Origin of the sequence: Curtobacterium sp. NPDC086286, from assembly GCF_044746255.1 — a bacterium.
In the GTDB taxonomy this organism is placed as follows: domain Bacteria; phylum Actinomycetota; class Actinomycetes; order Actinomycetales; family Microbacteriaceae; genus Curtobacterium.
Genome location: NZ_JBIVBW010000004.1, coordinates 329,239 through 345,792 on the forward strand (window position 1 = coordinate 329,239; position 16,554 = coordinate 345,792).

Genomic DNA, 16,554 nt, shown 5'->3' on the forward strand with positions numbered 1-16,554 from the left:
CGGCCCGACGCGCACGTAGTTCCCGCGAGGCCCTGTGCCCACTCGGAGTCCCGGAATGCCCGCGCTGACTCCGAGTCCGGACTTCGACAGGTTGAACCGAAGCGGCCCCGCCTTCACGCTTCGCCGGATCGTGATCCCCATGTTTCATCCCGTCTCGTCAGTGTCTCGTCCTGCCGGCAGGCTTGTCCGCGTCACGCGCAGCTTCGGCGCGAGGTACCCGCCACCCCTCGAACTGGGATGAGGTGATGCGGTGAGAGCTCACGCAGACTTGGGCAGTCCTCAGTAATTAGGAGCATCATGCCACCCCTCCCCCGCGTCCATGGGCCTTCACAAGGCGCCCCTCGGAAGAAGATCGCCCCGTCGACGTGGGTCGGATTGGTCGGCACGCTGCTGGTTGCGCTCCTTGGGCTGGCGTCGGGTGGTGTCTGGTCGATGCTGGTGATGGCTGCCCTCGTGGTGCTCCTCACGACGCTCTACGGGCTGCTGTTCCGTCGCACCACTTGGCTCCGCCTCCCGCGGAAGCGCTCCGCCGCTGCCCTCGGGGCAGGACTCGCCCTGGTGGTGCTCCTCGGATCCGGATCGGCCTTCGGCGCCACCCACCCAGCAGCACCGGCCTCCGCGGTCGACCCGACACCGATCGTTTCGTCTTCTCCTGCAGCAACCACAGCGCCGCACAACACACCGACACCGACACCGACACCGACACCGATCGTCACAACGAAGGACGTCACCGAGACGACGCCGATCCCGTTCGAGTCGACCACGGTTGAAAGCACCAGCCTCGCGAAGGGCACCTCGACCGTCACCACGCCCGGTATGGACGGTGTGCGGACGACGACGTTCCGCGTCACCTTCACGGACGGCGTTGAGACCAGTCGTCAGCAGGTCAGCGAGACGGTCACGACGCAACCCGTCGCTCAGGTGACCACGATCGGAACGTACGTCGCCCCAGCCGCACCGGCACCGGCACCGGCACCGGCACCGGCACCGGTCGATGGTGGTGGCGCGACCGCCCTCTGCAATGACGGGACGCTTTCCTACGCCGCCCACCACCAGGGAGCCTGCTCACATCACGGAGGTGTCGCCAAGTTCTACAGGTGACGTTGGCCCACTCTCCAACGGCAGCGTCCGTCCCGTCGCGTTGTCGCACCAACGGGTCCAGAATGTCGGCGCTCGCTCCTAAGGTGTGGGTAATGCTCACGTCCGTGAGCGCTGATGGCAAAGGAGCCGATCATGCGAGTCGCCGCGTACCACTCGATCAACCAGTCAGACCCCGACGTTCACCACGACGACAGCAACTGCCCCGTGGGTAAGCAGATCCCCGACCGCAACAAGCGCTCCGGGACGAACGGATGGCCCCGCTGCCAGCGCTGCGTCTGACGATCAGTGCGAGGCGCGGACGAGTTCGTCCGCGCCTCGCGCGCGTCGCAACCTGGTCCCTCCAGCAGCCCAGCGGTCGGTTCGGTAATCAGGAAAGCTAGTGGTCGCTATCAGCTGCTATCTGATGCTTGCGTGGAGTAGCGGCCTGTTCCAGGTCAACGCCGAGCGCTTGAGCGTCGTTCAAGATAACCGCGAGTCGAGTGAGCGCGTCGTCGACGGCGGCGTCGGTGCTGCCGAGCTCGGTATACGTCTCCTGCAGTGTCAAGGCGTCGAACCGTGACGGCCGCCGCGCAACCACTCCGAGGGTCTCCACAATCGGGCCGTCTGCGACTGCTGCACGTCGACTCGGGATGATGCTCGTCATGGACCGACCCGACAGGCTCACCCCGGTACGCGCCCATCCGTGAACGTCTAACGGCAACAGCAGCTGCTCCGCCCGGCGCCACTCCCCCGGCACCGGCTGCTCGCAGTCGTGCCGATCCAGGTTCCCCTTCGTCGGGTCCAGCAGTCGGATGACGTCGCCGCGGAACCCCGTCCAGACCGGTCCGACGATGCGCAGCCACCGAGTCACCGCGCACGCCCCGCAGGACGCCGGATCGTCGGAGGGCGGGACGACGTGGCCGCGGATCCGGACGATGCTCGTCACCGCGACATCGTCAGGTGCGATGGTGCGGGCCTGCTCGCGGGTCAGATGAAGGACTCCGAGGAGAACGATGAGGAAGGCGTCGCGGCGGCCGCGGAGCCCGATCGGGTATCGGTACTTGGGGATTGCCGCGAGCACCTCACCCACGGCCACCTGATCGGAGCCAGGGGCTTCTGGTCGTGGCCACACCCGGGCCGCCACGGTAGGTATCGGGACGGGGAGACCAGCTGCGAGGTGGTGTGCGCGGATCGCATGCCGGCGGAGTCGCTGCGTCGAGGTGGCGCCGGGGAACAGCGTCAGGAACTGCTCGATCGTTGCTGCCGTCGCAGGGAGCGACTCGTGACCTGCCGCCTCACACCAGGCGACGAACCGACCCCAGTGCGCCTCGAGCAGGGCCCTGCTGTCGGGCGCGAGTTTGGGGTCTGGTTTGGGGGAGGTTTGGGGGGTCACAAGCGCATCCGGGTGACGGCGTTGCGGACCAGGGGTGCGTATTCGCGGTCGTAGATCTGCAGGGTGGCGGCGTTGGTGTGGTGGGTCTGGTTCATGATCTCTATGTCCGTTGCGCCGGCGTTGCGTGCTTCGGTGACGAATCCGGCACGGAGGGAGTGCCCGGACCAGCCGTCCGCCCCGAGCCCGGCCGCGTGCGCGCGGCGGGCGACGGCTTTCCCGACGGCGGTCGGGCTGATCCCGGCGTCGCGGAACAGGCCCCACTTCGACACTGCGCGGAAGAACGGCATCAACGCCGGCAACCGGTCGGTGCCGAGCCCGTCGGTGCAGACGTGCATAGCGAGGCTCGCACCAGTGAGCGTGGCGAAGAGGCCCGCTTCCCCGCGGGCGTCCTGCGCGGCCATCAGCCGGGACAGTCGGACGTAGGCGCAGGGGGCGCAGGTGACCGGGTTCGCGCCTTGCTGCAGCACTTTGATCCGACCGAGGCCGTCCTGGTCGGTTTTCGACTTCCGCACGCGGGCGTAGACGCCTTCGCCGTCGACGAGGCGGAGGTCGGCGACGGTGAGGGCGGTGAGTTCGGATTCGCGGAACGCTCCGACGAAGCCGAACAGCAACAGCGCCTGATCGCGGGTTCCGAGCGCGCCGGTCTGCGGGTCGGCGACGTCGATCTTCAGCAGCGTCGTCTGCAGCGCCTTCAACGTCATGGGCTTCGCGCGCCGCACCGGCACGGACCGGGTGCGCCGGATCCCCTTCAACACGTCACGGACGATCGGCGTGGAGCCGGGTGGGGTGTGGCCGCGGCGGGCGTGTTCCCAGTCGATCGCGGCAACGTACCGGCTGATCGTGCCGGGTGCGTACCGCTGCCCACCATTAGGGAGGACGGCGTTGGCCTTGTCCGCGAGGAATGCCGCGACCTCGGTCGGGTCGACCGGTGCGGTGGTGATCTGCTCGAGCTCGTGCGGTTCGGAGATCTCGTGGTCGAGGAACCCGGCACGCCACCGGGCGAACTGCCGAAGGTCCGACCGATACGCGCGAACCGTGTTCTCCGACAGGGACGCTTCCGCGAACACCTGCGGCGTTGCGCCCACTGGCACCGTCACCGCAGCTGACCCGGCGGGGGCGCCATCGCCGGCGGCGATTCGGAGTCGCGCGGACGCGGTGCGGGAGCGTTCCGCAGCAGCACGCTGCTCCGCCGTCATCGACCTCCTGCTGACGGTGGCTGCGGAGGTCACGGACTGCTGGTCGGTCACGTCAGGCGAGGCCGAGTTGCTGCAGGATGCCGAGCTGGTCGGTGCTCCCCCATCGCTCCGCGGCGCGGCCGTCGCGGAAGCCGATGACCTGCACGTTGCGGATCCCGGTGAACCGGCGCCCGGTCGGTGCGTGCCCCATCCACTCCCCCGTGTGCGTGCCGGCGAGGGTGGAGATCGTGATCACCTTCGTCGGTGTCACGATCGTCTCGACGTCTTCCCTGTCGATGTCAGTGAACGCCTTCCCGAACTGCTCCCAGAACCATGCGATCCCGGACCCGTCCTGGGGTTGCCCGTCGGCGGCGTCGTGGTCGGTGAAGTCGGGCGTGAACCGCTCCTGCAAAGGCAACTCCTGCTGCCGCATCCGATCCCGCGCCTCCAGCGTCGGACCGCCACCCACTGTTACCTCAACCGCCATCGGAGCCTCCTCGTCGTGTGGTTGGAGCCTACGCACGGCTACCGGGTCAGTTCCGATAATGGTTCTTATCGGAATGTTTGGGCAGGGGTGGAAGCGACGCAGGAGGTGCAGACATGGTTGCGGCGCCTGATCTTCGCGCCGTAGCCTTACCGCGGCGGCCAGCCGCCAGGCCTCGCGCGTCCCGACCGATGCGCGACCGGCGAAGCCGTCTCGGACGCAGCTGGGCACGTCCCACGTCGAATCCCCTGAGGTGTCGACCTCCGAAGAAGCACGCTGGTCGGAGCGTCTCGGAGCACCATGTCTACACACGCCCGTCTTCAGCGCCGTGCCCTCCTCCGCTCGCGACTGCTGCACGAGCCCTACCACCTCGCACGGAGTCACGTGCTCGCCGTCGGTTCCGACGACGTCGTAGTGCCTGCACCGTCCGACGCGCAGAGCCGCCTTGAGGGTGCTGTGTTCCACGGCCTCGGCTACCTGCACGCCGTCGGCGGATATCCGGATGACTACCGGATCCACCGCCTGCTACCCACCGAGCATGCGCTCGAGGTGTGGCTCACCAAGCACTCGGATGGGTTCCTCCGCGGCCTGGTCGGTGCCCTGCCCACCTGGTACCCCGAGGACCGTGTCCTGGCCAACGGTCATCCTGGCCTGCGGTACCGCAGCATCCGAACCCAACCCGATACCGTTGAATTCTTCCTACTTCACGAGCAGTGCGCTGTCCGAGTCCACGGTGTCGACGTCGCCGCGTTCGAGGACGCATGCGCCGTCCACGACCCGGAGGAGGACTTGCAGGCAGACCGAACCGGCCATACCCTTTCCGCTGCCGAACTCGGCGAACTGGAACATCGCGACAGAAGGATCGACGCGCTCATCAGCCCGCTGATACGCCGTTTAGGGGCGCTCGGGATGGACGAAGTCCGCAGTATCGACCTCTGGCGGACGCACCCCGACGTCCTGAGCGTCGAAATGTTCACCGCCGACCGATCAGAGCGCACCTTCCGCAGACTCCTCGCCGATCTCATCTCCCCGCACCTACGTCCTCAGATGACAGTGGTGAGGACCGATGGAGCGGCCGGCTACCGAACTGTCTTTAGGGTCGACGGGCACACAGCGCAGCTACACCTACGGGTTCAAAGCTCCTAGCCCTCGCCGCGGCCTCACCGGCTCGACCCGCCAGATTCATGACTGCCGCCGATGATCCACATGCTCTGCGGACTGCGAACCGACCGGTTGACGATCGGCTATCGGCTATCGGCTATCGGCTATCGGCTATCGGCTATCGGCTATCGGCTATCGGCTATCGGACACGGTCATCGGCTTCGACGGGCCAGTCGGTTGCGGCGGTAGAAGCTCTCCAAGGCAGCGCGGTCCGGCAGAAACACCTTCGGCCCTTCGAACTCGTCGAAGGCATGCCGATAACGGAGCCGATTCCTCCTAGCGGGCCCGAGCATGAAGCGCAGCATGTCGACGCGGACACGGTCACGAGTGCCTTCCAAGCGTCCGGCGCGGTCGGGCTCGAAGAGGGTGCGGTGAAAGTAGCGGACGATGCCGACGGCGGTCGAGACATCCAGGAGCACTAGACCGGTTGCTCGCCGCAACCGGTCTGGCAACCAACGCGAATAGTTGCCCTCGATGACCCACTGATCGGTGCTCATCGCTTCGTTGTGCATGTATTCGAAATCAAGGTCCGGTCGCTCGAACCAGTCTGTTCCGGGTAGGTGTCGGTACTGGTCGAGGTGCACGACCGGCAGCGAGCGGGCTCGGCCGACAGCAGCCGCAAGGGTCGACTTGCCACTGTTGGACGGCCCCACAATGCAGATCCTTTGACCGAGCTCGTCGAGGTCCATCCTGCGAGTCTCGCAGGTACACGCAGAGATGTCGGGGCATTCGGGCAAGGAGACCGTTGAGGGATCCCCTGCCGGTACTGGGTGGGGTCGATAGCCTCGGCCGATGAACTCGACCACGCGGAGTGCGGGATACAAGTGGATCCTGCTCGACGCCGACGGCGTCCTACAGTCTCCCGAGCAGCCCTTCGTTACCGCGCTCGAACAGGTCGCAGGAGACGCGGCCGAGGCTTGGCTAGCTGACACGTTCCGCAGCGACGGTCCGGTGATCACCGGACGACAGGAAGTGCTCCCCGTGCTGGGCGACTTCCTACAAGCGGTCGGCTCCGACGCCGATCCCCGAGAGGTCTATGTGCGGCTGCGGGAGAGCATTCACCTGCACGAGGACGTGTTCGAACTCGTGGACAGCTGGCGCTCCATAGGACGTCGCGTCGCTCTCACAACGAACCAGGACCCTGGCCGCGCCCGCTTCATGGGCACCACGCTCGCCTTCGATGGGCGGTTCGACCGCAGCTACTACTCGTGCAACCTCGGAGCGGGAAAGCCCTCCGCGCGGTACTTCGAGTACGTGCTCGCTGACCTACAGGTCGAACCGGGCGAAGTGATCTTCATCGATGACACCTACGCGAACGTCGTGGCGGCGAAGCACCTTGGACTCGCTGCCCACCGCTGGCAGCACGGAGACAACCTCGGCGCACTCGCGAGGTACGTCGGAGCAGCACCCGAAGACGTTCCCCCTCACTCGATCAGCTAAGTGGATAGACGGCCGTGACTGCCAGCACGGCCAGCCGTTGCGTCCGGTTGCCGATCGGCCACCGAGACCTTCACCATCCACCTTCGGACCGGCCGAGGCAGACATTCGACGAGCGAAGACGACCAACGTCAGTCGACGCTGGGCCTCTTCCTTCGAATGCCCGCCAGGCGCGAGTCGCTGGCCTCGTCAGAACAGCGAGTTCAGCTCGCCGTAGTCGACGGCCGACGCCAAGGTCCCATACGTGCCAGCAGTCAGCAGCTCGGTAGCGGCCGATCGAGCAATCTCGTACGCGGCCTGTGCCATGCCCGAGCCGACGCTCACGCGGGCCACTCCGAGTTCTGAGAGCTGCGCGGTGTTCGGGGAGCCGGGACCGACCATCACGTTCAGCGGGCCGTCGATCGCCCCAGCCAGCGCCCTGATCGTGTCGGCGTCGCCAACTCCAGGTACGAAGACACCATCTGCTCCTGCTTCGAGGTACCGGTGCGCCCGATGGAGGGTCTCAGCGAGGCGCTGCTCCGGCGCGACCAGGCCGGCGAGGTACACGTCCGTCCGCGCGTTGATGAACGTCGGCACCCCGGCACGATCCGCTGCACGTCGAGCCGCGCCGATACGAGCTGTCAGCTCGGCTGGGGGCAGTGCGCCGTCCTCGATGTTGATGCCGACCGCGCCGGCCTCGAGAACTGCGTCGACCGTGTGCTCCACGCCGGCTGCGTCATCGGCGTAGCCGGCTTCGATGTCAGCGGTAATCGGCACGGTCACCGCGTCAGCGATCCGAGAGAGGGCCGCGACGGCCTCATCGCGCCCGAGCGCGTTACCGTCCGCATGACCGAGCGACCACGCGACACCTGCGCTGGTGGTAGCGATGGCTCGCGCACCCGCGCTCTCGACAAGTCGGGCGCTTGCTACGTCCCAGGCGTTGGCGAGAAGGAGCGGGTGTGCGGGGTTCTGGTGGAGCGTGTGGAAGGCGGCGGCCTGCGTGGTTCTGTTATTCACCCGCTCAGTTCATCCGAGCCGTGGGTCCATTTCTGGCGGATATCGGACGACGCGGTCAGCGCTACTACGGTCTCGATAGCCGATGGTGAACCGATACGGGCCCCGCCCGCCCGCGCCTTGGTCAATCTGGCCGAACGGGGGTGGAGGCTGCGGCTCCGACGACGGTGGTCCAGGGCTTCGCAGTCCATGCTTCGACGAGTCCGCCGGTGACGTACGGGTCGGTCTCCGCGAAGGCGCGAGCGCGCTCGAGGGCGCCGTCCCCGGTGAACACGATGAGGGCACTGAATGGTCCGTCGCCGGTACCGACGGCTCCGCCGAGGAGGAGCTCACCACGCTCCGCCGCAGCCCACGCTGCAGTGAGGTGTTGCTGGCGGAACGCGTCGCGACGCTCCAGGTAGTCGTCGACGTAGGTGTACTCGAGGACTGCGTGCATGATCCTTCTCCGATCTGGTCGTGTTCAGAGCTCGAGAGCCCAGGTCTGCTCGTCGACGGCGGTGCCGAAGAGCAGCGCCGGGGTCTCCGACTCCAGATGGAAGCCTGCCTGCTCGTAGCGTCGCCGCGCAGCCGTCAGGTTGGACGACGTCCAGAGGGTGAGTCTCCGGTACCCGGCCCTCAGAGCGAACGCGAGGGCTTCGTCGATGAGCCGGGTCGCGACACCGAGTCCGCGGGCACCGGGAGACACGAGCAGGACGCGCAGCTGCGCCGTCTCCTCCTCAGCGGACGGCGCGACCATGACGGATCCCACCCGTTCGTCGTCGACTTCAGCGATCAGCGTCGTCTCCCGTTGTGGGTTCACGGCGGCGCCGTGGGCTCCGACGATCTGCGCGACGAAGGCCTCGAACTCAACACCCCAGCCGAACTGGGCGGCGTAGACCTCACCGTGGGCCTGGACGATCCACCCGAGGTCGCCGGGCTCGCTCGCAGCCCGGATCGTCACGGTGTGGTTGATCGCCGTACGCATCGCGATGCTCGCTTCCTCCGCCGACGCATTCACGGCGGATCGTTCCACTGACACAAGTGTGTCAGTGCAACGGTACGCTACTCGAGTGACCGAGCGACCGCGAAACCCGTCCCCGCGTGAGCAGGAGCTCCTGGATGCCGCGTACGTGTACGTGCTCGAGCACGGCCTCGCAGCCACGTCCCTGCGCCCGTTGGCTGCTGCGATCGGATCGAGTACGCGGGTGCTGATGTTCCTGTTCGGGAACAAGGACGGTCTGATCCGTGCGATCCTGGCGCGTGCTCGTCGCGAGGAACTCGATGCACTCCGCTCGGCTGCTCCTGCTGACGCCGACTTGGCGACCACGACGCTGGCGCTCTGGCGTTGGCTCTCCGCCGAAGCGCACCGGCCGGTCCTTCGGCTGTGGGTTGAGTCGTACAGTCGGTCGCTGGTCGATCCCGACGGTCCGTGGGGCGGGTTCGCCGAGCAGACCGTGAACGACTGGCTCACGCTCCTGGACCGGGGAAACCCCGGGTCGCGGGCCGAAGCGACAGTCGCACTCGCTGTTCTCCGAGGTGCTCTCTTGGACCTCCTCGCGACCTCGGATCAGACGCGCACCGACCGCGCGATCACGGCTTTCACCGAGTCGATGGCCCAGCCCTGAGAATGATCTGGAAAGCGCCTCGCCTGATCCCAACAATCGATCGGTCACCGGGCGCGGCGAGAGAACAGATCCAAGGGGCGCTACTCAGCGGCCGGGCGCGTAACACGCCTTGCTGCAGTGACCGGCGCAGGTAGCGTCCCGGTATGGAACTGGAGAAGCTGTGGCCGCTGTTCGGACTCGAACTCCGAACCCCGCGGCTGGTGTTGCGTCCGGTGCGGGACCAGGACCTCCCGGCCCTGGCACAGGCCGCTCTTGATGGCATCCACGACCCGGACCGCATGCCGTTCGGTTTCCCCTGGACCGATGCGTCACCGGAGGAGCTGCCGCGGAATCTCGCGATGCACCAGTGGCGTCTGCGCCAGGTCTCCCCGCAGAACTGGACGATCCAACTCGCCGTCATCCTTAACGGCGAGGTGATCGGGGCACAAGACCTCGCCGCGTTCAACTTCGCGGACCGCCGAACTGTGAGCTCCGGTTCCTGGCTGACACGACGCGCCCAAGGCAACGGCATCGGCACCGAGATGCGCGCCGCCCTCCTGCTGTTCGCCTTCGACACTCTGGGTGCCGAGTGGGCGGAGTCGAGCGCTGCGGCCTGGAACACCCCGTCACTGACCGTCTCCTACAAGCTCGGCTATGAGCCGAACGGGGTCACGCGGGTATCACCTCGGCACGGGCAACCGGTCGACGAACAGCGCGTCCGCCTCTCCCGCGGCGCCTTCAAGCGCCCGACGTGGAACCTGCAGACCATCGGCGATGAATCCGTTCTCGCGCAGCTTGGCATCACTGCGTAGCAGGACGGAAGCGCCGCCGAGCTGCAGCTGGAGCGAGTGCGCTGACGGAGCCAGCCGTCCGATAGCCGATCGGCTATCGGACACCGAATCGGGCCCAGGAGTCGGCGGGTAGCTCCGGCTGGCCCGGGACGGCGTGGTGCTCGAACGTGCACGTCGGGTCGATTTCGGTCGCGACCGTGTGCCAGAATTTCGCTGCTACTTCGTTGCGGTCCTGGTAGGCCACCGCCCATCTTCCCGGGTGCGCCGCGGTCAGTTCCATCACGGCGGCACGTCCGATGCGAGAGCGTCGTGCTCCGTGCGCGATGAAGAAGCTACTGATGATGTGTTCCTCTTCGTGGAGGCCGCGGAGGACCGCGAGTCCGACCGGGTGCGGTCCGAGGTGCATTACGTGTGCCGACCAGCCCGGCTCCGCAAGGCCGGCGTCGAGTCGTTCTTGGCGGAAGCGGCCGCGCTCATCGGGGAGCGTGCCGGTGAATGCGGACATCTCGTGCCGGAACATGGTCCAGAGCTGTTCGAGCTGAGGGCGGTGTCGTTCGTCGGCGGTGGTGATGGTCAGGGGCGATGGGGTGCTCATACAAGAAAACCTCCGCCATGGTCGGCGGAGGTTCTGTCGCTGACAGTATATCGCCCCGTCCGGCTCCCGATCCTTCAGCGATGCAGCTCGGCACGCTCCGTCTCGGTCGAGATCCAGAAACGTTGGAACACTCGTCCGGCGGCGTCGGTCACCTCGTTTTCGAACCGGCCCCCGTTGCCCTCGATAACGCGGCGGGACCCGAGGTTCTGCGCCTCACAGGTGAGCAGCACTTCTAACAGTCCACGTCGGTGAGCGATGCGTAGCACGCCCTGGAGTGCCTGACTTGCAATACCTCGGCGTCGGGCACTCGGCCTAACGCTGTAGCCGATGTGGCCGCCGTAACAGCGCAGGAAATCGTTGAACTCGTGGCGAAGCGCGATGCTTCCCAGGTACTCGTCGCCCTCGACCATCCAGTAGTAACTACAGGTGACGAACCCCTCACCCGCTGGGACGTCTTCCTCGGCACGCAGCTGCATCACCCACTCAGCGAATCCGCCTTTGGTCGCCAGCAGGGCTGCGTCACGGATGCCGGCACCGTCCTGGTGCGCACCCTCCCACTCGAGCATGGACTGCTGGAACGATCGGAAGAGCCGTTCGGACGGCCGCTCGAGCTGCATCCAGCGATCCTAGGGCTGTCTCAGTAGCCGATCGGCATACGGCCACCGAGTACAACGGGGTTCATGCGTCGAAGCCCAGTGATCATGATCTTCTCGTCCCGCTGACCGGCGTGAAGATGTTCCGATAGCCGATAGCCGATCGGCTACGGAACGCCCGTTTCGCTCGGGTGTCCGCTGCGACCCTGTCGAGCGGTCGAGCGGTCGAGCGGTCGAGCCGGTTGAGCTCTGCGCTGGGATCGGCCGCGTCCTCGTCCTCGCGATGAGGATTGTGCTCTGTGGGAGGCCTTGCCGCGGGTGAACTCGGGGCTCGGCTAGCCGTTGGACGAGGTGGCGGGGACGGCGTCCTGTCGAAGGGCATCCGTGAGGATGGACGCAAATCGTTGCACCGCCGTCAACTCATCCTCAGTGAGCGTATCGATGGTCTCGACCAGCGGAGTACGGACGTGACCGTAGGCGCGTGTCAGGTCCTGCTCCGCGGTGCCGGCGGCGGTCACGATGATGCTGCGTCGGTCCACCGGGTTGGGTTGCCGCTCTGCCCGACCGTCACGCACGAGTCGGTCGATGAGCTTTGTGACCCCAGCAGTCGACAAGTGCAGTAACCGGGCGAGTTGCGTTGGTTTCAGTGCTCGTCCATCACGGCGCGCGAGCACCAGATGTCGCAACGCAAGAGCATCAACGGGCAGCATGCCCAGCGCGCGCAGCGCCTGCTCGTCCGCGTCGTGGACGCTGTCGCCGAGGGCTTCCAGGCTCAAGATGGCCGCTGCACCAGCGGCGGTACGCGGCTGGTGCGCGAACAGATCAGACGTCCCAGGAGCCTGATTGTCGGAGGTCATGTCATCCCGTCTGTCGCATGGTGGACAAACCCATGCTCCCCGACCCCACCTGAGAACTCAAACTGAGTAAGTAACCAGCCAGGTAAGACAACTGTTGGGGCCACGACGCCACCGATCTGCGGTCGCGAAGATCAGAAGGAGCGACAATGTCAAATACGACAGGTAACCCCGCACGACACGACTCAGCCGTCCGGGCCACATGGAACGAAACCAAGTCCGCGCTCAAGACCACCGAGTTCTACGCCTGGTTGGTCGTGTCGATCGCGATCCTCATCGCGTCGGCGGTCGTCGACAACGCAGACGAGGGCCACACCGGATTCGGCGCCGATCAGGCCTGGCTGTACGTCGCGATCGTGACGGCCGCCTACGTCGTCAGCCGCGGCATCGCGAAGGCTGGTGTTCGCAAGCCCGACTGGAACGACGACGATCGCCGCGATATCAACGGGCGTTCGAACTGACCTCTGGGCACGAAACGCCCCACCGCTCCTAACCGATGGTGTGCCAGCGAGCAGCTGCTCGCCAACTCCCAACTGGCATCTGGGTGACTGTGGGCTGCTCCGATTCATCGGAACGGCCCACACCTGCGTGTACCGCCGACGGCGAAGCCAGAGCGCCGTGCGCAGCATCCGCGCCCACTGCAATAGCTCTGAACTTCGATCCACCGCCTACCCACAGGCGCTCATCGTCGACAATCAGCGCGTCGCAGCGATACGTCGGCCCGGTCCGGCACACGCTTCAGAAATCGCTGCGGAACGCCTCATTGCCGAGGCCTGCATGCGACAACCTGCGTATCGCTCTGATGGGGAGCACCTCGGGGAAAACAGGGACGACCATGGTCATGCATACGGGCTGTGCGCCCCTCCGCGGGGCGCATCGCCCGCACTCGCCCGAACGGCGGGCACAGAGCTGACCGCCAACCGATCAGCTACGAGGCATGCCGCCCGGGACGGAGAAGGACCTCGTCCGGACCGTCATCTGCGACGTCGTCGGGAATGTGCGCGGTGGACTGGTACTCGCTGCTGCCACCAATTGTCGCGCCGGGCAGATCCGCGTCGTGCGCGGACGCGGACGCAGGTGAGAGCGCTGAGGGCTCCGGATGGTGTTCTGCAGGCGGGTCGGTAAGTGCCACGCGTCGACGGTAACCCGTGGATCACCGGTTCGAAAGGCAAGAGCCGGTTCTGGCGGCGACGGCCCACGTCATGGCCGATTCGCTACCCTCGAACGGGGGGGGGCATGAGGACTCACGGGCAGTCGAGGAGGAGATCGACCATGAGCAGCTACACGAGTAACGAGAACGTCGAACCCGCCCGGATCGGCACAGTGAGGTCGGCCCGCAAACAGTGGGGCCGCACCGGCACGCTTGATGTGCCGACACCAGACGGCGACTTCTTCCGCGACGAGTCACCGGAGGCTGTGCGCTCCTGACACGAACGCGTTCAGGCACACGCAGCGCCGAGCTCACACGAACGTCGTAGACGGCGTCATAGTGCTGCCTACCCGACGGCCCGAGTGTCTCCGTCCGGGGTCAGGTCGGAGCGAGTATCGGCATGGATCGGCTCGCTGTGGCCGAACGTCTCCGCTGCGGCGCGGAGACGAGCGACGAACTCGTCGTTCTCGAGCTCAAGGTCATCTTCCTCAGCGTCTTCGATGACGAGCTCGCTGGCCGGCCCGATGAGCACCTTCGTTGTGGTCATCGTTCCGTCCTCGGCCACGGCGGGAATCGCGACGGTGTCGGCGCGATCGCCGCCAGCAAGTGCCGCGGCGTACTCGATGACAGCATCAGCGACGTCGTCGCTCGTGAGAATCGTGGAGTGGTCGTAGCGGATGTGCTTCATCGGTTGCTCCTTTCGCCCACCGACCCAACCGCTCCGAAGCCGGATACCCACTCAGCGTCCACCCGCCTCCACTTCCCCGACAGGCGACACCATCAGCAGTCACCACCACCAGCGCCAGGTCTCTCGGTGCCCGACGTACTATCAACGCACCGCAGCGCGGGCTAGGAGGCTCTGATGGGTGACGTTGATTACGACCGCCCCTACGGCGACGATGGTTTCGCCGACCCCAGGAAGCGCGGGTGGTGGAGCACCGTGGCCAGCGCCGTTGTCCGATCTGTGATCGCCGTGTTTTCAGGCATGCAAGGGCGACAGTGGCCGCGACAACTACCTCTCGACCCTCCAGAAAAGAACCGCGACTACCGCCCCTAAGGCGGCTCGGACCGCGAGGCGGAGATCGAGGAGCACCCTCAGATCCGACAGCAGGCCAGCGCCAAATCAAGTAATTGACGCCGCTCTGGCGGCGATCACCTAGTCCTGCCGATGGATGGGCATCGCGTCGCGGACACTCCGTACGACAACTCCGCATGCAGGGGGCCGGTGCGGGGTTAGGGTTGCGTCCACCTGAGCAGGTCAGGACCCAGGGAGGCGTTGCCGATCGGCGTTCGGGTCGCTGGTCGGCAACGCCTGCCCGCCCTACCTGACCCCGGCAGCCGCACCCCGCATCATCCGACACGGACCACCACCGCCGACGCCAGCCCCGAGACGCGAACACCACGGGACACCCCAACGAGCCAGCCGGACGACGAGCGAGGAACACCCGGCCAGCCCGCAACGCGGCCACTGCGCACGCAGTGAAGACGAAACAGTCGCTGCAGCCGGGGTCTCGGGCTACTACTGCCGCCAGCATAGAGACCACCACGAAACCCGCAACCCCCAGGCCGCCCTTCCTGAGCTGACTGCCGACCCTCCGACGCACCGCCCCAGTCACCCGCCGACATCGACGGCGCCCGCAGCGTGAAGTGCTCCAGGGACGGGCCGAGAGAGGATGAACGCTCGATCCCGGCCCGCTGGGAAGTGGTGAGCTTCCCGCCCGGACACCAGCCGCCTTGACAGCCCGATGCCCGCGCCCGACCGTACTCGGCGCAGAACCCACGGGCGGGCTCCCGAACGCGATCCGGATGCGCTGCCGCACAATGAGCGTCTCGAGAACCGATCGGTCACCGGCAGTTGTTGCCCCGACCGTTACACAAACATGATGAGATGAGTGCTGTCGACGGGATTCCTGATCCGACCCGTCCATGGGGAGTGGTCCTCCCCCGAGGCGGGGCCGCGCATTCGGGTTGCACGGCCCCGCCTCTCCCCCGGCAGCAACCCTGCTCCGGCACGGGTGTGTACCCGATGGGCGCGGGGAGAGCACCGCCGGTGAAACGGGCCACCGCCGGCCCTCTACAGTGAACGGCACCTGCGCCGGATCAGGGTCGCAGGTGAGTGGCCAGCCGCCCTCGTCGGGCGGCTGGCCACACTCGTCTCAGCGTCCCAGTGCGTCGACACGCGAACCGCGCCCTCGGGGACCAGGTGCACCGTGTTCGAGGTTCGATCGGCGAACACTCCGAGCGCACACCTCGCCGACCTCGGCGTCTCGATAGCCGATCGGCTACCGGACACCGATAACCGCGCTGCTGTGGTTGCCGACGACGCCATCCGCTTAACAGACGCCATCCGCTTAACACTCGGGAGCTGCGTCTGCCCTGTCTCACAACTGATCACCATGACGCGTGAGCCACCGAGCTCCTACGAGGCATGGCAAGGTGACCCCATGAACACAGGAGCCGATCGGTGGGGCGTCCCAGACACAATGTTCGGCGGCCCCATCCCCGACGAGTTCGCCGCAGCGATCGCCCGCGTCGCGCTCCTGTCCGCACTCGTGGAGAGCAAACTTCACGGGCTGCTCTCGACCGTCGGAACCGACCCGCAGAGCACGTGGGCCGGACGTCCCGCTGGCGCTGTCCTCGACGAGCTCGACCAGATCGCACGAGCGGGCATACCCGCTCGACGGTCAGCACCTCCGAAGCTCATTCACGCCCTCCGAGCAGAGGTCGCAGCCGCCCGTACGGACGCTCACACCCGCAACGAACTCCTCCACGCCGTCTGGCCTCTCCCCCTCGTCGATGGCGGTGTGGGGTGGAAACCACTCCCCCCAAACCAACGGGAGAACCCCGCCGCCTGGACTCGATCCGTGACGGGCGAGTTCAAACCCCTCATCATCCGGCTCGTCAACCACGTCAGCACCATCGAGACGCTCCGAGCCAGGGTCGAGGAACTCCCTCGAAACCAGAATCCCCCGACCCAGTAGTGAGTGCCGAGTCAGCTATGGGGCAATGATGCGTCGGTACGGGATCTGGATGGCGTGAACCATCGGCTCGCGTACGGCGGCCCTGATCGTGCTGACGGTCCTGGCGGCATCCACGCACTCGTGCCTTGCAACCAGATTGCCCTTCGCACGGCAAGGGGTGGACGTCTCGGGACAGCCCCTCCTTGCGGGTCCGATAGACGGTCCTTGATTGGGCGCTCCGCTCTCCTGGCCGCTGAGGCCTATCGACTTGCGTGAGTCTGGGCGCCCCGTCTCACATAGGTGGT

Annotated in this window: 19 protein-coding genes and 1 pseudogene; 8 read left to right on the forward strand and 12 right to left on the reverse strand. The window is 66.5% G+C overall.

The window, feature by feature from the left end; translation table 11 throughout:
- Window positions 1-6: 6 nt before the first annotated feature.
- A pseudogene (locus tag ACIPKM_RS09800) lies at window positions 7-141 on the reverse strand (DUF4236 domain-containing protein); the annotation flags it as partial.
- A 300-nt stretch (window positions 142-441) separates the two neighbouring features.
- On the opposite strand from ACIPKM_RS09800, the gene ACIPKM_RS09805 reads away from it, so the two are divergent.
- Window positions 442-1,101, forward strand: coding sequence for a G5 domain-containing protein (locus ACIPKM_RS09805; protein WP_309887392.1), 660 nt, complete (start codon window positions 442-444; stop codon window positions 1,099-1,101).
- Window positions 1,102-1,477: 376 nt separating this feature from the next.
- On the opposite strand, the gene ACIPKM_RS09810 is transcribed toward ACIPKM_RS09805, so the two are convergent.
- From ACIPKM_RS09810 to ACIPKM_RS09820, 3 genes are all read right to left on the reverse strand, one after another.
- Complete coding sequence (locus ACIPKM_RS09810; RefSeq protein WP_309887391.1) at window positions 1,478-2,170, reverse strand: hypothetical protein; 693 nt, start codon at window positions 2,168-2,170, stop codon at window positions 1,478-1,480.
- Window positions 2,171-2,469: 299 nt separating this feature from the next.
- Window positions 2,470-3,570, reverse strand: coding sequence for a hypothetical protein (locus ACIPKM_RS09815; protein WP_402736654.1), 1,101 nt, complete (start codon window positions 3,568-3,570; stop codon window positions 2,470-2,472).
- Window positions 3,571-3,721: 151 nt separating this feature from the next.
- Complete coding sequence (locus ACIPKM_RS09820; protein ID WP_309887389.1) at window positions 3,722-4,060, reverse strand: ester cyclase; 339 nt, start codon at window positions 4,058-4,060, stop codon at window positions 3,722-3,724.
- Between the two features lie 456 nt (window positions 4,061-4,516).
- On the opposite strand from ACIPKM_RS09820, the gene ACIPKM_RS09825 reads away from it, so the two are divergent.
- Window positions 4,517-5,278, forward strand: a complete 762-nt coding sequence (locus ACIPKM_RS09825) for a hypothetical protein (protein WP_309887388.1) — start codon at window positions 4,517-4,519, stop codon at window positions 5,276-5,278.
- 167 nt (window positions 5,279-5,445) lie between these two features.
- Here ACIPKM_RS09825 and ACIPKM_RS09830 read toward each other — a convergent pair whose 3' ends face one another.
- Window positions 5,446-5,982, reverse strand: coding sequence for a hypothetical protein (locus ACIPKM_RS09830; protein ID WP_309887387.1), 537 nt, complete (start codon window positions 5,980-5,982; stop codon window positions 5,446-5,448).
- 103 nt (window positions 5,983-6,085) lie between these two features.
- Between ACIPKM_RS09830 and ACIPKM_RS09835 the strand changes: the two genes are divergently transcribed.
- Window positions 6,086-6,733, forward strand: a complete 648-nt coding sequence (locus tag ACIPKM_RS09835) for an HAD-IA family hydrolase (RefSeq protein WP_309887386.1) — start codon at window positions 6,086-6,088, stop codon at window positions 6,731-6,733.
- A 186-nt stretch (window positions 6,734-6,919) separates the two neighbouring features.
- Here the strand turns inward: ACIPKM_RS09835 and ACIPKM_RS09840 are convergent, their stop codons facing one another.
- The 3 genes from ACIPKM_RS09840 to ACIPKM_RS09850 all read right to left on the reverse strand — a co-directional run bounded on the left by ACIPKM_RS09840 (window position 6,920) and on the right by ACIPKM_RS09850 (window position 8,720).
- On the reverse strand, window positions 6,920-7,726 hold the full coding sequence (locus ACIPKM_RS09840; protein WP_402736655.1) for an isocitrate lyase/phosphoenolpyruvate mutase family protein: 807 nt from the start codon (window positions 7,724-7,726) through the stop codon (window positions 6,920-6,922).
- A gap of 121 nt (window positions 7,727-7,847) precedes the next feature.
- Entirely contained in the window at window positions 7,848-8,159 is a 312-nt protein-coding gene (locus ACIPKM_RS09845; RefSeq protein ID WP_309887384.1) for a YciI-like protein, read from the reverse strand.
- Between the two features lie 24 nt (window positions 8,160-8,183).
- A complete protein-coding gene (locus tag ACIPKM_RS09850; protein ID WP_402736656.1) occupies window positions 8,184-8,720 on the reverse strand; it encodes a GNAT family N-acetyltransferase in 537 nt (178 codons plus the stop codon).
- 52 nt (window positions 8,721-8,772) lie between these two features.
- Between ACIPKM_RS09850 and ACIPKM_RS09855 the strand changes: the two genes are divergently transcribed.
- The gene (locus tag ACIPKM_RS09855) at window positions 8,773-9,327 is read left to right on the forward strand and encodes a TetR family transcriptional regulator (RefSeq protein WP_402736657.1); all 555 of its coding nucleotides are present in this window, start codon (window positions 8,773-8,775) and stop codon (window positions 9,325-9,327) included.
- 143 nt (window positions 9,328-9,470) lie between these two features.
- Complete coding sequence (locus tag ACIPKM_RS09860; protein ID WP_309887381.1) at window positions 9,471-10,118, forward strand: GNAT family protein; 648 nt, start codon at window positions 9,471-9,473, stop codon at window positions 10,116-10,118.
- 73 nt (window positions 10,119-10,191) lie between these two features.
- Here ACIPKM_RS09860 and ACIPKM_RS09865 read toward each other — a convergent pair whose 3' ends face one another.
- From ACIPKM_RS09865 to ACIPKM_RS09875, 3 genes are all read right to left on the reverse strand, one after another.
- A complete protein-coding gene (locus ACIPKM_RS09865; protein ID WP_309887380.1) occupies window positions 10,192-10,692 on the reverse strand; it encodes a GNAT family N-acetyltransferase in 501 nt (166 codons plus the stop codon).
- A 74-nt stretch (window positions 10,693-10,766) separates the two neighbouring features.
- Window positions 10,767-11,309, reverse strand: coding sequence for a GNAT family N-acetyltransferase (locus ACIPKM_RS09870; protein ID WP_309887379.1), 543 nt, complete (start codon window positions 11,307-11,309; stop codon window positions 10,767-10,769).
- Between the two features lie 311 nt (window positions 11,310-11,620).
- Entirely contained in the window at window positions 11,621-12,142 is a 522-nt protein-coding gene (locus ACIPKM_RS09875; protein WP_309887378.1) for a MarR family transcriptional regulator, read from the reverse strand.
- A gap of 254 nt (window positions 12,143-12,396) precedes the next feature.
- Between ACIPKM_RS09875 and ACIPKM_RS09880 the strand changes: the two genes are divergently transcribed.
- The gene (locus ACIPKM_RS09880; protein WP_309887377.1) at window positions 12,397-12,600 is read left to right on the forward strand and encodes a hypothetical protein; all 204 of its coding nucleotides are present in this window, start codon (window positions 12,397-12,399) and stop codon (window positions 12,598-12,600) included.
- An 811-nt stretch (window positions 12,601-13,411) separates the two neighbouring features.
- Window positions 13,412-13,567, forward strand: a complete 156-nt coding sequence (locus ACIPKM_RS09885) for a hypothetical protein (RefSeq protein WP_402736658.1) — start codon at window positions 13,412-13,414, stop codon at window positions 13,565-13,567.
- Window positions 13,568-13,635: 68 nt separating this feature from the next.
- Here ACIPKM_RS09885 and ACIPKM_RS09890 read toward each other — a convergent pair whose 3' ends face one another.
- On the reverse strand, window positions 13,636-13,977 hold the full coding sequence (locus tag ACIPKM_RS09890; protein WP_309887375.1) for a hypothetical protein: 342 nt from the start codon (window positions 13,975-13,977) through the stop codon (window positions 13,636-13,638).
- Between the two features lie 1,522 nt (window positions 13,978-15,499).
- Between ACIPKM_RS09890 and ACIPKM_RS09895 the strand changes: the two genes are divergently transcribed.
- Window positions 15,500-16,270 (forward strand): hypothetical protein, encoded by a 771-nt coding sequence (locus ACIPKM_RS09895; protein WP_402736659.1) that lies wholly within the window; start codon window positions 15,500-15,502, stop codon window positions 16,268-16,270.
- Window positions 16,271-16,554: the final 284 nt, after the last annotated feature.

Excerpts from the sequence above, each read along its gene's own strand:
- ACIPKM_RS09805 (WP_309887392.1), top strand. The coding sequence starts at position 442 with ATGGCTGCCCTCGTGGTGCTCCTCACGACGCTCTACGGGCTGCTGTTC.
- ACIPKM_RS09830 (WP_309887387.1), bottom strand. The coding sequence starts at position 5,982 with ATGGACCTCGACGAGCTCGGTCAAAGGATCTGCATTGTGGGGCCGTCC.
- ACIPKM_RS09835 (WP_309887386.1), top strand. The coding sequence starts at position 6,086 with ATGAACTCGACCACGCGGAGTGCGGGATACAAGTGGATCCTGCTCGAC.
- ACIPKM_RS09845 (WP_309887384.1), bottom strand. The coding sequence starts at position 8,159 with ATGCACGCAGTCCTCGAGTACACCTACGTCGACGACTACCTGGAGCGT.
- ACIPKM_RS09860 (WP_309887381.1), top strand. The coding sequence starts at position 9,471 with ATGGAACTGGAGAAGCTGTGGCCGCTGTTCGGACTCGAACTCCGAACC.
- ACIPKM_RS09865 (WP_309887380.1), bottom strand. The coding sequence starts at position 10,692 with ATGAGCACCCCATCGCCCCTGACCATCACCACCGCCGACGAACGACAC.
- ACIPKM_RS09870 (WP_309887379.1), bottom strand. The coding sequence starts at position 11,309 with ATGCAGCTCGAGCGGCCGTCCGAACGGCTCTTCCGATCGTTCCAGCAG.
- ACIPKM_RS09875 (WP_309887378.1), bottom strand. The coding sequence starts at position 12,142 with ATGACCTCCGACAATCAGGCTCCTGGGACGTCTGATCTGTTCGCGCAC.
- ACIPKM_RS09885 (WP_402736658.1), top strand. The coding sequence starts at position 13,412 with ATGAGCAGCTACACGAGTAACGAGAACGTCGAACCCGCCCGGATCGGC.
- ACIPKM_RS09890 (WP_309887375.1), bottom strand. The coding sequence starts at position 13,977 with ATGAAGCACATCCGCTACGACCACTCCACGATTCTCACGAGCGACGAC.